The organism is Streptomyces sp. Ag109_O5-1 (assembly GCF_003814875.1).
GTDB classification, from domain to species: Bacteria; Actinomycetota; Actinomycetes; order Streptomycetales; family Streptomycetaceae; genus Streptomyces; species Streptomyces sasae.
This window is the reverse complement of the sequence record NZ_RKQF01000001.1, coordinates 2,990,699-3,004,158: the sequence shown is the minus strand read 5'-3', so window position 1 is coordinate 3,004,158 and position 13,460 is coordinate 2,990,699. Positions and strand designations below refer to the sequence as shown.

Here is a 13,460-nt window from a genome sequence, read left to right as displayed (position 1 = left end):
CGAGGGAGATCCATGGCAACCCCCGTATCGCTGCGCGACAGCACCGAGATCCAGGGCGACGTCCTCGCCGGGTTCAAGAAGGACAACGTCACGCTGCTCTTCCTCCGGTTCGGCGATGCCGCCGCCGCCCGGAGCTGGCTGAAGGACCTGGTGCCGCGGCTGGCCACGACCCAGCAGGTCGCCGCGTTCAACACCAAGTTCAGCGAGGCCCGCCACAACTCGATGGGAGCCGACCCGGCCAACCTGAAGGCCACCTGGGTGGGCCTCAGCCTCACCTACCCGGGGCTGGCGCACCTCACCGGCAAGACGGACCTGCTGCCCGAGAACCAGGGCCGCGGCACGATCGGCGCCTTCGTGCAGGGCGCCGCCTTCCGTGCGGACGTCCTGGGCGACGTCGACCGCAACGAACCCGCCCGCTGGCTGTTCGGCGCGGAGCAGAACCAGGTCACGCACGCCGTGCTCACCGTCGCCTCCGACACCGAGAGCGGTCTCGGCGAGGAGCTGGGCCGCCAGCAGGACGCCGTCTCCCGGGCCGGGATCAGCATCGCCCACGTCCAGCCCGGCAACGTCCTGCCCGGAACACGCAAGGGCCGGGAGCACTTCGGCTTCAAGGACGGCGTCAGCGAACCGAACGTGGAAGGCATCGAGGAGACGCCCGAGCCCGGCGCCCGGCTCATCTCCGCCGACCTCTTCGTCCTCGGCGCCACCGGCTCGGCCCTGCCCAAGGGCGTGCCCGAGTGGATGCGCAACGGCTCCTTCCAGGTGGTGCGGCGGCTCGGCCAGGACGTGCCCGGCTGGTGGGCACAGGTCGCCACCGAGCTGCAACGGCTCAAGGACGCCGGAGTGGTGGGGCCCAGGACGACGAGCGAGTGGCTCGCCGCCCGGCTGGTGGGCCGCTGGCGGTGCGGTGCCTCGGTCCACAACCACCCGGACCTCGCCCAGGACCCCGACACCGATCCGGACAACGTCATCAGCTACAAGGACGACCCCGACGGTGTCATCACCCCGCTCTTCTCCCATCTGCGCAAGACCAACCCGCGCGACGGGCTGATCGACCAGGAACTGATCGCGGAGGAGGTCCTCGACCCGCGCCGCATCATCCGCCGCGGCATCCCCTACGGCGCCCCGTTCGACCCCGCCTCCTCGAAGGGCGGCCCCGACGAACTGCGCGGCCTGCTGTTCATCTGCTACCAGGCCGACCTGGTCCGGCAGTTCGAGTTCATGCAGCGCAACTGGGTCAACACCCCGAACTTCCCGCCCGACCGGGAACCGATGCCCGGCCCGGACCCGATGATCGCCGGAGCCCTGACCGAGATCGGCAGCGGCGACGTCGCCTTCGCGACGAAGACCAACGGCAAGGCCGAGACCACCACACTGCACTTCAAGCCCTTCGTGAACACCGAGGGCTCCCTCTACGCCTTCACCCCCTCGCTCACCACCCTGCGCAACCTCGGCGAGGGCCGCCTGGACGGCACTCCGGTGACCGGCGGCCAGACCACGGCCCCCCAGCCCTCCGGAGACCAGCAGCCCCCGGTCCAGCCCGGCCCCATCGACGAGATCCTGCCCTGGCCGGACGTCGCGGACCGGTACTGGGTCTTCTCCGGCCGTACGGTCCGGGTCGTCGGCGTCGGCGCGGACGAGGCCGGCCGGCTGACCACCGGTTCGGACGCCGCCACCGCCCTCGCCATCGGCACCGGCGCCGACCTCGGCACCTGGCCGGCGCTGGCCGGAGTGGAACGGGTCGACGCCATCTGGCCCGTCCCCGACGAACAGGACCTCAACGGCGAGAGCAGCTACTGGCTCTTCCACACCGTGAACGGCACCCAGGTCTACCGGCGGATCAACATCGCCCACAACGCCCGCCACACCAGCCGCAAGGTCGGCGACGACCGGCCGCTGACCAACTGGAAGTCCTTCGGCGGAAGTGTCCGTGTCACCCACGTCGACGCGGTCCTGCCGGTGCCCGACATGCAGCACATGGACGGCAAGTCCCAGTACTGGCTCTACCACACCACCCCGCAGGGCCAGCGCTACCGTCTTGTGTCGGTCACCGAGGACACCAACCACACGGACATCCTCGACCGGGACGACCGCGATCTCGGCCGGTGGCGGTCGCTGGAAGGCGTCACCAAGGTGGACGCCTTCCAGTTCGTCCCCGGCAAGTTCCGCAGCGGCGGCACGACCCTGTGCTGGGTCCAGCACGACGGCGGCCGGTACCGGCTCATCTCGATCGCCGACGGCTTCGGCCACCAGGACGACAAGGTCCGCGACTCCCGCCCGAACTCCCCATGGTTCAGGCGTAGTTGATATTGACCGACGCCTGCGTCGGTCGGGGTCCCGGCGCCGGGACCCCGACCGGTCAGCGGGCGAGTGTCTTCCCGATCGCGTCGGTGACCACGTCCGGCGCCTCCTCGGCGATGAAGTGCCCGCAGTCCACCGTGCGGTGCTCCAGGTCCGGTGCCCAGGCCCGCCAGACCGCGGCCGCGTCGTAGCCGAGGGCGGCGCCCCAGTCCTGCTGGAGCACGGTGACCGGCATGCCCAGGACCCGCCCGGCGGCCCGGTCGGCCAGGTCGTGCTCGGCGTCGACACCGGCCGAGGCACGGTAGTCGGCCACGATCGAGGGCACCGCGTCCCGGCAGGCCGTGAGATAGACGGCGCGGACGTCGGCGGGGATCGCCGCCGGGTCCCGCGACCACAGGTCGAGGAAGTGCCCGAAGAACAGCTCCGGGGCCGCACCGATCAACTGCTCCGGCAGCCCCGGGGGCTGGGCCATCAGATACAGATGGAAGGCCACGGCGGCCGAGGTGCCGTGCAGCACCTCCCACATGTCCACGGTGGGCAGTACGTCCAGCAGCACCAGGTGCGTGACGGCGTCCGGGTGGTCAAGCCCGGCCCGGAAGGCGACCAGGGCGCCCCGGTCGTGCCCGGCCAGCGCGAAGCGCTCATGGCCGAGGGCCCGGGCGAGCGCCACGACGTCCGCGGCCATCGTCCGCTTCGAGTACGACGACCCGTCCGCGCCGGCCGGCTTGTCACTGGCGCCGTAACCGCGCAGGTCGGGGCAGATCACGGTGTGGTCGGCGGCGAGGCCGGCGGCCACGTGCCGCCACATCAGGTGGGTCTGCGGGAAGCCGTGGAGGAGTACGACCGGGCTGCCGGAGCCGCCCACGGCCGCGTGCAGGGAGACACCGTCCACGACCGGGACGCGGCGCTGCTGGAAACCGGGGATGTTCATGTGCTTCATGCGCCGAGACTCCCGCGCCCGGATCAGCAGCCGATCAGCAGCACGTACGGTGGGCGGGTGAGCAAGGACGAGGTCGTCTTCGGGGTCCTCGGGCCGGTCACGGCCGAGCGCGCCGGAGTCCCGCTCGCCCTGAAGGGCCCCCGGCACCGCGCGGTACTGGCCCGGTTGATCGTGGCCCGCAGACGGGTCGTGCCGGTCGCCCGCCTGGTCGCCGACCTCTGGGACGAGCCGCCGCCCACCGCCGTCGGTGCCGTCCGCACCTTCGTGGGCGATCTTCGCCGCGCCCTTGAACCCGACCGCCCGCCCCGCACGCCGGCGAGACTGCTGGTCACCGACGGCCCCGGCTACGCCCTGCGCACGGATGCGGTGGACGCCAGGCAGTTCGAGAAGGCAGTGGAGACAGCCGCGACGGTGGAGCCCTCGCAGGCCGCACTGTCATTGCGTACGGCGCTGGAGCTGTGGCGCGGGCCCGCCTACGCCGAGTTCGCCGACGAGGAGTGGGCCGGTGCCGAGCGGGCCCGGCTCGCCGAGCTGCGGCTGCGGGCGGTGGAGCAGCGGGCCGAGGCGTTGCTCGCCGGGGGCCGGGCGGCCGAGGCGGTGCCCGATCTGGACGCCCACCTCACCGGGCATCCATGGCGCGAGGAGGCGTGGCGGCTGCTCGCGCTCGCCCTGTACCGCACCGGCCGCCAGGGCGACGCCCTCGCGGTGCTGCGCCGGGCCCGCGCGACCCTTGCCGACCAGCTGGGCCTCGACCCCGGCCCGGCCCTGCGCCGGCTGGAGGCGGGCATCCTCGCGCAGGACCCCGCCCTGGACGCGGAAGAAGCGGGAGCCACGGCGGCCGCCCGGGTGTGGTCCCGGGCGACCGAGGCGTACGACCGTACGGTGGCCGCCGGTGCCCGGGCCCGCCTGGAATCGACCGTCGGCCTGCTGCGCACCCTCGCGGTGACCGGCTCCGGCGGGCTGGCCGCCGCCCGTGACCACCGGCTCGCGGCGATCACGGCGGCCGAGGAGTTCGGCGACCCGGAACTGACGGCGCGCGTGATCGGCGCGTACGACGTCCCCGCGATCTGGACCCGGTCCGACGATCCGGCGGGCGCCCACCGGATCGTCGAAGCCGCCGAACGGGCCCTGGCCCGGCTCCCCGCGACCCCGGCCCAGGACGCGGCCCGCTGCCGGCTGCTCGCCACGATCGCCCTGGAATCACGCGGCACCAGGTCGGCCCGTGCCGCGGAAGCGGCCGCCGCTGCGGAGCACCTCGCCCGCCGCCTCGACGACCCGGCGCTGCTCGCCTTCGCCCTCAACGGCGTCTTCATGCAGTCCTGCACCCGGCCCGGCCTCGCCCCCCGCCGCGACGCCATCGGCACCGAACTGATCGCCCTGTCCGACCGGCACGGCCTGGCCACCTACGAGGTACTCGGCCACCTGATCCGAGTCCAGGCACGCGCCGCCCTGACCGACTTCCCGACGGCCGACGCACACGCCGAGACGGCCGACAGGTTGGCCGACCGCCATGAGCTGCCGCTGGTCCGGGTGTTCACGGAGGGATACAGGGCGCTGCGCTTGGCGGTGACGGGGGAGACGGGGCAGACCGACGAGTCTGGTGGGTGGGGCGGTTCGATTCCCGGGGGTGCCGAGCGGGGCGGTGGGGGTGCCTTCGGCGGGAGCCAGGCGGATGGGCGGGGCGGTAGGGGTGCCTTCGGCGAGGGCCGGGCGGATGGGCGGGGATCCGGCCAGAAGAAGGCGGCCGGGCTGGGCGGAAGCCCGGTTCCCGAAGCCGAGTTCCCTACGGCTCGTGGGGTTGGCGGGCTCACCCTCGGGGTCGGCCCCCTGGTGGCCCCCGCGCCCGGCGTCGACCCTCCCACGGCCCGCGCGATCTGCGCGGCGAATCCCCCACCCCCTTTCGGCGCCGTGGCCGCCGCCTACCGCGAGGTCGATCGGCTGCTGGACGGGCCGGGTATGCCCGGCGTGCGCGGCGGTCTGCTTCCCCTCGCACTGCTCTGCGCTCGCCTGGCCGGGCGGCCGTACCGCATCCGGGACGCGGTCGAGCCGGACGCCGACTGGGGGCCGTATCTCCCCTGGATCCGCCCGGCGCTTGCCCTTGCCGCGGACGGCGAAAGGGCAGCCCGCGACGTGCTTCGCGGGCTGCCCGAACCTCCTGCTGACCTCGTGCAGGAGGCGTTGTGGTGTGTCGTGGCGGCCGTCGCCCTGGAGCTCGGCGACCGCCCGACGCTGCGCCGGTGTCTGGACCGGCTGCGCCCGGCCGTCGGCCAACTCGCCGGTGCGGGCAGCGGGTTGGTGACGGCCGGGCCCGTCGACGGCTGGCTGGCGGCGATCGAGGAAGCGCTCGGCAGCGCCCCGAAGGGGCGCGAGGCGGTAGTCGATGTGCGGCTACCGCCGCGTGGGCGCGACCAGCCACGACGAGCCCGCGGCCGATCGACGGCCGATCGCGGCTCTCCCGACGAAGCGCCTACGCCGCGAGCTCCTTCTTGATGCGGTCCAGCATGAACGCCGAGGACTCGTGCGCCCGCTCTTCCCAGGCGAAGACACAGGCGGTCGCGACGCCGTCGAAGTCCAGGTCGCGCAGGGTGCCGAAGAACGCGTCCCAGTCGACCTCGCCCTGGCCGATGTCCAGGTGCTGGTGGATCCGGGCCGTGGTGCCGGGCGGGTTGAGGATGTAGCGCAGCCCGCTGGAGCCCTTGTGGTTGAAGGAGTCCGCGATGTGCACGTGCTGCAGCTTGTCGCCCGCGTACCGCATCATCTCCGCGATGCCGGCCTTCGGGTCGGCACCGGAGAGGTGGAAGGAGTGCGGGGCGCAGTACAGGTAGTTCACCCACGGCTTGTTGATCGCGCGGACCAGGTCCACCGCGGGGGTGTTCTCCTCGCAGAAGTCGTCCGGGTGCGCTTCCAGGTTGAGAGCGATGCCCTCGCGCTCGAAGAGCGGGAGAAGCTCTTCGAGGGAGCGCCAGAAGGCCGCTTCGCTCTCCGCCGCGCGCTCGGGACGCCCGTTGAACTCGCTGTTCATCAGCGGACATTCGAGGTCCGCCGTGATCTCGATCATCCGCTTCCAGTAGCGGACGGCCGCCTGCCGCTCCGTCTCGTCCGGCGACGACCACTTGTACAGCGGCAGCACCGAGGACAGCTTCACACCGTGCGTGCGCAGGGAGTTCTTCAGCTCCGCGATCCGCTCGTCGTCCGCACGCGGGTGCAGGAAGAACGGCATGAAGTCGTCGCGCGGCGACAACTCGACGTACTCGTAGCCGAGTTCGGCCACCGTGCGCACCATGTCGTCGATCGGCAGGGCGCGGAACATGTACGGGTCGAGGGCGATTTTCATGCGGTGCCTCCGTAGAAGGCCGGGCGGGGCTTGATGTCGGTGGCGACGACGCCGCCCGACTGCAGGGCGTCGACGGTCGCCGCGGTGATGACGGTCGCGGCGTAACCGTCCCAGGCCGAGGGGCCGGTCGGCTCGTTGCCGGCCGCGAGGCCCGCGATCCACTCGCGGAACTCGGTGTCGAAGGCGTCCCGGAACCGGCCCACCCAGTCGGTGAGGACCTCGGTGCTGTGCTGACCTGCGGTGCGGACGCCGACCGCGGCCGGGTCGGGCAGCCGGACCAGGCCCTCCTCGCCGACGGTCTCGCACTGGATGTCGTAGCCGTACTGGCAGTTGACGAAGACCTCCAGGTCGATACGGATGCCCTTGGCGGTCTCGAAGAGGATGATCTGCGGGTCCTTGAGGTGCTCGAACCGCTTGCTGGTGGCGCGCGGGGTGATCACCTGGGTGGAGACGATCTCGTCGTCGAGCAGCCAGCGCAGCACGTCGACCTCGTGCACCGCCGTGTCCAGCGAGGCCATCTCGGAGGTGTAGGACTCCGGGACGGTCGGGTTGCGGTGGGCGCAGTGCACGATCAGCGGCTCGCCGATCTTCCCGGAGTCGATGACCTGCTTCAGCTGGCGGTAGCCGGCGTCGTAGCGGCGCATGAAGCCGACCTGGACCAGACGGCGGCCGTGCGCCTGCTCGGCCTCGACGATCTTCAGACAGTCCTCGGTGGTGGTGGCGAGGGGCTTCTCGCAGAAGACCGGCTTCCCGGCGGCGATCGCGTTCAGCACGTGCTCGGCGTGGGTGGGGCCCCAGGAGGTGACGAGGACGGCGTCCACGTCGTCCGCGGCGACCACGGCCGCGCCGTCGGGCAGCACCCGGGCACCGACCGGCTCGGCGGCCCCGGCGGCACGGGCGGGGTCGATGTCGGTGACCGCGGTCACCTGGGCGCCGGTGACGGTGTGGGTGAGGCGCTGGATGTGCTCTTTGCCGATCCAGCCGGCGCCGATGACGCCGATACGTACGGTCATGGTCGTATTTCCTTCGATGAGGTCAGGAGAAGCGCGCGCGGAGCTCGGCTTCGAGGGTTTCGAGGGTGCGGCCCTTGGTCTCGGGGACGTAGAGCTTCACGAAGGCGAGCGAGAAGATCCCCGCCACGACGAACAGGAAGAATGTGTTGGAGATCCCGATCGCGGAGACCAGCGACGGGAAGACCAGCCCGATCACGAAGTTGGTCAGCCACAGCACCACGGCCGCGATGCCCATCAGGAAGCGGGTGTACGGGACCTGGTGCTCGTCCTCCGGGAACCAGATGCCCCAGGAGTCGGGGGCGGAGCCGAGGCACAGGTTGCCGACGGTGGTGCGGAGGGGGGATGGCGCCGTTGCCATGGCGTGTCCTTCGGGGAGAGGGGGAGGGGGGTGCTGTCGCCAGCTGGCTGCTGCGCTCTACTAGCGCGCTCTAGTGCGAGTACGATGGCCTCTGTCCGAATGTCATGTCAATACCTTGTTGCCAGGGGATTTCCTGGAGGCTCCGGGGGCAGGCCCTAGGCTGGGCTCCGTCGAAGGGTGGGTGCACAGGTGGATGCAGCGGGCAGGCAGCGGCCGACGATGGCCGACGTCGCCGACAGGGCGGGGGTCTCCCGGGCGCTGGTGTCGATCGTGTTCCGCAACCAGCCGGGCGCGAGCCGGGAGACGCGCGAGCGGGTGCTGCGGGTCGCCGACGAGATCGGCTACCGCCCCGACAGCGCGGCCCGGCTGCTGGCCCGCGGCCGCAGCCGCACCCTCGGTGTGATGTTCACCGTCCACCAGACCTTCCACACCGACCTGATCGAGGGCATCTACCCCGAGGCCGAGCGGCTCGGCTACGACGTGCTGCTCTCCGCCGCCGCCCAGGGCCGCAGTGAGGAGAAGGCGGTCGAGGCGCTGCTCGGCCACCGCTGCGAGGCGCTGATCCTGCTCGGTCCGGACGCGGAACCCGCCTACCTCGACGGGCTCGGCCAGCGGGCCGTCACCGTCTCGGTCAGCCGGCGGGTGCCACGGGCCAGGGTGGACTTCGTGCACAGTGCGGAGGGCAAGGGCGTCCGGCAGGCCACGGACTACCTGGTCGAGCTGGGGCACCGCAGGATCGTGCACATCGACGGCGGCGCGGGCCCCGGGTCGGCAGAGCGGCGGCGCTCCTACCGGGCCGCGATGCGGCGGCACGGACTGGAGCCGGAGATCCGGGTGATACCCGGTGAGCACACCGAGCAGTCCGGCATCGAGGCCGGACGGCTGCTGCTGGCGGAGCGCGACCGCGGGCTGCCCCTGCCCACGGCGGTGCTGGCCGGCAACGACCGTTGTGCGATGGGTGTGTTGATGGCCATGACCCGGGGTGGCGTCGAGGTCCCGCGGGACCTCTCCGTGGTCGGCTTCGACGACAGTCATCTCTCCCACCTCATGCCGATCGGCCTCACGACGGTGCGTCAGGACGCGGGGCTGATGGCCGAGTGCGCGGTGCGGTTCGCCGTGGAGCGGCTGGAGAACCCCGAACTGGAGCCGCGCGAGGCGGTGCTGGACCCGAAACTGGTGGTACGAGGCACAAGCGGGCCGCCCCCCGCAGGGGACGGCCCGAGTGCCCGCTGAGTGCTGACAGATCGTCAGCGAGTGCCGTTGGCGGCGAACTTGGCGATCGTGTCGGCGTTGTCCTTGGTGACGAACGCCGGGCCGGTCAGGATGGGGGCCGCGCCGCCGCCGCTGTAGTTGCCGTTGTTCTTGTAGAGCCACAGGGCGTCGACGGCGAGGTAGCCCTGGAGGTAGGGCTGCTGGTCGACCGCGAACTCGACCGAGCCGTTCTGGACGGCGGACACCAGGTCTTTGTTGAGGTCGAAGGTGGCGACCTCGGCCTTGCTGCCGGCGTCCTTGACGGACTGGATGGCGGTCAGGGCGATCGGGGCGCCGAGGGTGACGACCTGGTCGATCGAGGAGTCCTGCTGCAGCTTGGCGGTGATGGTGGACTTGACCGAGGGCATGTCGGTGCCGTTGACGTAGATCTTGTCGGTCTTGCCCTTGAAGCCCTTGGCCAGACCCGCGCAGCGGGCTTCGAGGGCGACCTGGCCCTGGGCCTGCACGACGCAGAGGGCGTGCTTGGCGCCGAGCTTGTTGAGGCGCTCGCCGAAGGCCTGGCCCGCGATGTTCTCGTCCTGGCCGAAGTACTCCAGCATGCCGAGCTTCTTCCAGGCGTCCACACCGGAGTTGAAGCCGACGACGGGGATGCCGGCGGCCTCGGCCTTGGCCGTGACGGACTTCAGGGCGTCGGGCGTGGCGGCGGTCAGGGCGATGCCGTCGACCTTCTGGTCGATCGCGTTCTGCACCAGGTTGGCCTGGTTGGGGCCGCTGGGGTCGGCCGAGTAGACCAGCTTGATGTTGTCCTTGGCGGCGGCCGCGGCCGCGCCCTTGCGGATCAGGTCCCAGAAGGTGTCGCCGGGCTGGGCGTGGGTGATCATGGCCACCGTCATGCGGGGCGTGGACGCCTTGCCGGCGGACGCGGCCGCGCCGCTGTTCTCTGACTTCTTGCCGCCCGAGCTGCTGGAGCAGCCCGTGGCGAGCAGGGCGCCCACGAGAACGGTGGCGGCCATTGCGGCGGCTCGGTGGTTTCTGTGCATGTCCCTTGCACCTCGCTGTGCGGTCTGGATCGGCTCTGGGGAGCGGAACGAGCTGGAAATGACGGGGAGGAGAAGCAGGTGGTCCGGCGCCGGGTGTGACGGTCGACGGGTGAGGGAATTACAGCCGCCCTCGCCACGGCGCGAGCGGTGGACCGCCGGCGGTGGGGGGCAGGGGCACCGGTGGCCGACCGGGTGCCTCGCACTGGCGGGGATGGAGCTCCGTGCCGACGGCCAAGGGGTGCGACCGTCGACGGCTGTGCAGGTGCTAGAGCGCTTTATTAGCGCGCTCTAGTGACTCGTACTATGGGGTCGCCCCCAGGGGATGTCAATCACTTTGTCATGACGTTCCAACAAAGGTATGTCCGTACTCTGGAGGCATGGGCGACGGCACGGTGACGCTGTTCCTGTGCGGCGATGTGATGCTCGGGCGCGGTGTCGACCAGATCCTCGCGAGCCCCGGTGATCCGGCCCTTCGGGAGGACTACGGCGGGGACGCCCGGTCCTACGTCCGTCTCGCGGAGTCCGCGGGCGGCCCGATCCCCGCTCCCGTCGCCCCGTCCTGGCCATGGGGCGAGGCGCTGCGGTTCCTGGAGGAGACCGCGCCGGACGCGAGAGTCCTGAACCTGGAGACATCGGTGACCCGCAGCGACGCGTTCGCCCCGGGGAAGGCGGTCCACTACCGCATGCACCCGGACAACCTGCCCGCACTCACGGTGGCCCGGCCCGACGTCTGCGTCCTGGCCAACAACCACGTACTCGACTTCGGCCGCTCCGGTCTGACGGAGACGCTCGACTCGCTGGACCGTGCCGGACTGCGCACGGCGGGCGCCGGACGCGACGCCGCGCAGGCGTACGCGCCCGCCGCGGTCCCCCTCCGTGACGGCCGCCGCCTGCTGGTCTTCGCCCTCGGGGCGGGATCCAGCGGCATCCCCGCCGACTGGGCGGCGGCCGAGCACCGGTCCGGTGTCGCCTACGTTCCCGAGCTCTCGGCCTCCTCGGCGGCGGAGGCGGTCGCGGCCGTGCGCCGGGCGCGGGGCGCCGGTGACCTGGTGGTCGTGTCCGTGCACTGGGGCTCCAACTGGGGCTACCTCGTCCCCCGGAGCCAGGTCCGCTTCGCGCACGCCCTCGTCGACGGCGGTGTGGACGTCGTCCACGGGCACTCCTGTCACCACCCCCGCGCCGTCGAGGTGTACCGTGACCGGCCGATCCTGTACGGCTGCGGAGACTTCATCGACGACTACGAGGGCATCTCCGGCTACGAGGAGTACCGCGACGACCTCCGTCTCGCCCACCTCGTCACGCTGGCCGCGGACACGGGCCGGCTCGTCGGCCTGCGGATGGTGCCGTTCCAGGTCCGGCGGTTGCGGCTGGAGCCCGCATCGGCCGAGGACCGTGGCTGGCTGCGCCACACCCTCGACCGGATCAGTCACGGCGTACGCGTCACCGTGGAGTCCGACGGCGTACTACGCTGCGTAGCGGGAGAGTTACAGGGGTGGAAGGGGGTCGCCATGCCGCAACGGCGAGTCGTCACGGGCCGCAGCCAGGAGCCGCGTCAACGGTTCGCGGAGGAGCTGCGGGAGTTGCGGGCGCAGAAGGGGGTCAGCCTGCGGCAGCTCGGCGAACGGCTGGGCTGGGACTGTTCCCTGTTCGGGAAGATGGAGAAGGGGGAGACGCTGGGAGGTCCGGAAGTCGTCCAGGCGCTGGACGACTATTACGGGACGCCCGGGCTGTTGCTGGCGTTGTGGGAGCTGGCGCGGGCGGACAAGACGCAGTTCCGCGAGCAGTACCGGGAATACATGGCTCTGGAGGACATGGCGGTCGGCCTGTGCCACTTCGCGGTGAGTGTGCTGCCGGGGCTGTTGCAGACGCCGGGGTATGCGCGGGAACTCCTGGCAGTGGGTGGCCTCAAGGGCGAGGAACTGGAGCAGCAGGTCGAGGCGCGCATGGGGCGGCGGGAGTTGCTGGAGGGGGAGGGAGCGCCGTCGTTCCGGACGATCCTCTCGGAGGCCGTTCTGCAGACACCGCTGCGAGCCGCGGGGGAGTGGGGTGCCCAGCTGGAACACCTCCTGGATATCGCGGAGCGTGAGAACGTGACCGTCCACGTGCTGCCGAACAGCGCAGGCCTGCATGCCCTGATGGGCTTCGACCTCTGGTACCTGCTGCTGCCGGACGGCCGGACGGTGGCCTACACGGAGAACGGCTACAGGGGTGAACTGATCGAGGAGTCCACATCAGTTGTGCGCTTGCAGAAGGCATACGATTCAGTACGCGACCTGGCGTTGTCCCCAGTTGAGTCGCGGAAGCACATTCTGCGCAAGTTGGAGGAGGTACCTTGCGAATCGTCGACCTGAACGCTGCTTCGTGGCGCAAGAGCACTTACAGCAACCAGGACGGTGGCGCGTGCGTCGAGGTGTCCGACGACTTCGCCACCGTCGTCCCCGTTCGCGACAGCAAGAACCCGCACGGTCACGCGATCGCGTTCCCGGCCGAGGGATGGTCGGCCTTCGTCTCCGCCGTGAAAGGCGGGGAGTTGAGCGCCTGACGGCTCACCGCATACTGCACACCGTCCTCGGAGCCGCCCTGCCGTGGGGGCCCTGGGCGTCCTGCACCCGCTGCACGTCCTGGAGGAGGCCCGGGATGTCGGGGTTCTGGCGCTCGGCGACCCTCGCGATGGTCTCCAGGACGGCCCCGTAGAACGCGTCCCGTACGGCCGGTGCCATGACGTCCGAGGCGTCCAGACAGCGCGGGCCCGTGCGGAGCCGCTCGGAGATCTCGCGTTCGATCGCGCCGTCCTCCGATGTCACCTGGCGGTTCGCCGAGAAGACGCCCAGATGGGCCCACTTCTGCTGGCCCTCCTTCGAGGCCAGTTTCCCGATCAGCGTCCTGGCCTGGGGGCTGCCGCTGAACAACGCCGCGAAGTCACCGGTGACCTCGTGGGCCCGGACCCGGCCGCCGCCGGGCAGCAGCGGGGCGGAGTCCGTCAGGCGCGCCTGCGGTGCGTCGGACGCGTAGAAGGAGCGGGCGAAGGAGCCCTGGTGCTCCAGCTTGCACCCGCCCCAGCCGTCGAACAGCAGCCCGTGGCCGCCCGAGGCGCCACGATGGTCGGTGAGCAGGGCATGCCTGGCCGCGGTCCGGTCCTCCCCGAGCAGCTTGACCCACGCCTCCCAGGCGGAGCGCACCGGAGTGCTCCGCCACCACTGGGTCGGACCCGAGTCCAGTGCCCACTTCTCGTAGACGGCCGGGCCCGCCCGTTGCAGCACGA

Annotated in this window: 11 protein-coding genes and 1 pseudogene; 6 read left to right on the top strand and 6 right to left on the bottom strand. The window is 71.4% G+C overall.

Annotation, left to right across the window (positions count from 1 at the left end; translation table 11 throughout):
• Window positions 1–12: 12 nt before the first annotated feature.
• On the top strand, window positions 13–2,307 hold the full coding sequence (locus EDD90_RS13355; RefSeq protein WP_123973225.1) for a Dyp-type peroxidase: 2,295 nt from the start codon (window positions 13–15) through the stop codon (window positions 2,305–2,307).
• Window positions 2,308–2,359: 52 nt separating this feature from the next.
• On the opposite strand, the gene EDD90_RS13350 is transcribed toward EDD90_RS13355, so the two are convergent.
• Window positions 2,360–3,241, bottom strand: a complete 882-nt coding sequence (locus tag EDD90_RS13350; protein WP_123973224.1) for an alpha/beta fold hydrolase — start codon at window positions 3,239–3,241, stop codon at window positions 2,360–2,362.
• 57 nt (window positions 3,242–3,298) lie between these two features.
• Between EDD90_RS13350 and EDD90_RS59015 the strand changes: the two genes are divergently transcribed.
• Window positions 3,299–5,731: a BTAD domain-containing putative transcriptional regulator gene (locus tag EDD90_RS59015; RefSeq protein WP_398924451.1), complete on the top strand. Its 2,433-nt coding sequence runs from the start codon at window positions 3,299–3,301 to the stop codon at window positions 5,729–5,731.
• On the opposite strand, the gene EDD90_RS13340 is transcribed toward EDD90_RS59015, so the two are convergent.
• The 3 genes from EDD90_RS13340 to EDD90_RS57215 are packed head-to-tail and all read right to left on the bottom strand — an operon-like array spanning window position 5,709 to window position 7,946.
• Window positions 5,709–6,575 carry a sugar phosphate isomerase/epimerase gene (locus tag EDD90_RS13340; protein ID WP_123973223.1) on the bottom strand — a complete coding sequence of 289 codons (867 nt, stop codon included), beginning with the start codon at window positions 6,573–6,575 and terminating at the stop codon, window positions 5,709–5,711. The two genes, EDD90_RS59015 and EDD90_RS13340, sit on opposite strands and share 23 nt — an antisense overlap.
• Window positions 6,572–7,588: a Gfo/Idh/MocA family oxidoreductase gene (locus tag EDD90_RS13335; RefSeq protein ID WP_123973222.1), complete on the bottom strand. Its 1,017-nt coding sequence runs from the start codon at window positions 7,586–7,588 to the stop codon at window positions 6,572–6,574. Before EDD90_RS13335 ends, EDD90_RS13340 begins: the two co-directional genes overlap by 4 nt.
• A gap of 22 nt (window positions 7,589–7,610) precedes the next feature.
• Window positions 7,611–7,946, bottom strand: a complete 336-nt coding sequence (locus EDD90_RS57215) for an MFS transporter (protein WP_123973221.1) — start codon at window positions 7,944–7,946, stop codon at window positions 7,611–7,613.
• Between the two features lie 219 nt (window positions 7,947–8,165).
• On the opposite strand from EDD90_RS57215, the gene EDD90_RS13325 reads away from it, so the two are divergent.
• Window positions 8,166–9,179, top strand: coding sequence for a LacI family DNA-binding transcriptional regulator (locus EDD90_RS13325; protein ID WP_123973220.1), 1,014 nt, complete (start codon window positions 8,166–8,168; stop codon window positions 9,177–9,179).
• 14 nt (window positions 9,180–9,193) lie between these two features.
• On the opposite strand, the gene EDD90_RS13320 is transcribed toward EDD90_RS13325, so the two are convergent.
• On the bottom strand, window positions 9,194–10,198 hold the full coding sequence (locus EDD90_RS13320; RefSeq protein ID WP_123973219.1) for a substrate-binding domain-containing protein: 1,005 nt from the start codon (window positions 10,196–10,198) through the stop codon (window positions 9,194–9,196).
• 377 nt (window positions 10,199–10,575) lie between these two features.
• Between EDD90_RS13320 and EDD90_RS13315 the strand changes: the two are divergent.
• The 3 genes and pseudogenes from EDD90_RS13315 to EDD90_RS13305 form a co-directional block, all read left to right on the top strand.
• A pseudogene (locus EDD90_RS13315) lies at window positions 10,576–11,664 on the top strand (CapA family protein); the annotation flags it as partial.
• Window positions 11,665–11,706: 42 nt separating this feature from the next.
• A complete protein-coding gene (locus EDD90_RS13310) occupies window positions 11,707–12,549 on the top strand; it encodes a helix-turn-helix transcriptional regulator (protein WP_123981230.1) in 843 nt (280 codons plus the stop codon).
• Window positions 12,531–12,740 (top strand): DUF397 domain-containing protein, encoded by a 210-nt coding sequence (locus tag EDD90_RS13305; RefSeq protein ID WP_123973218.1) that lies wholly within the window; start codon window positions 12,531–12,533, stop codon window positions 12,738–12,740. Before EDD90_RS13310 ends, EDD90_RS13305 begins: the two co-directional genes overlap by 19 nt.
• A gap of 4 nt (window positions 12,741–12,744) precedes the next feature.
• On the opposite strand, the gene EDD90_RS13300 is transcribed toward EDD90_RS13305, so the two are convergent.
• Window positions 12,745–13,458: a hypothetical protein gene (locus tag EDD90_RS13300; RefSeq protein ID WP_260327836.1), complete on the bottom strand. Its 714-nt coding sequence runs from the start codon at window positions 13,456–13,458 to the stop codon at window positions 12,745–12,747.
• Window positions 13,459–13,460 lie beyond the last annotated feature (2 nt).

Excerpts from the sequence above, each read along its gene's own strand:
- EDD90_RS13355 (WP_123973225.1), top strand. The coding sequence starts at position 13 with ATGGCAACCCCCGTATCGCTGCGCGACAGCACCGAGATCCAGGGCGAC.
- EDD90_RS13350 (WP_123973224.1), bottom strand. The coding sequence starts at position 3,241 with ATGAAGCACATGAACATCCCCGGTTTCCAGCAGCGCCGCGTCCCGGTC.
- EDD90_RS13340 (WP_123973223.1), bottom strand. The coding sequence starts at position 6,575 with ATGAAAATCGCCCTCGACCCGTACATGTTCCGCGCCCTGCCGATCGAC.
- EDD90_RS13335 (WP_123973222.1), bottom strand. The coding sequence starts at position 7,588 with ATGACCGTACGTATCGGCGTCATCGGCGCCGGCTGGATCGGCAAAGAG.
- EDD90_RS57215 (WP_123973221.1), bottom strand. The coding sequence starts at position 7,946 with ATGGCAACGGCGCCATCCCCCCTCCGCACCACCGTCGGCAACCTGTGC.
- EDD90_RS13325 (WP_123973220.1), top strand. The coding sequence starts at position 8,166 with ATGGCCGACGTCGCCGACAGGGCGGGGGTCTCCCGGGCGCTGGTGTCG.
- EDD90_RS13320 (WP_123973219.1), bottom strand. The coding sequence starts at position 10,198 with ATGCACAGAAACCACCGAGCCGCCGCAATGGCCGCCACCGTTCTCGTG.
- EDD90_RS13310 (WP_123981230.1), top strand. The coding sequence starts at position 11,707 with ATGCCGCAACGGCGAGTCGTCACGGGCCGCAGCCAGGAGCCGCGTCAA.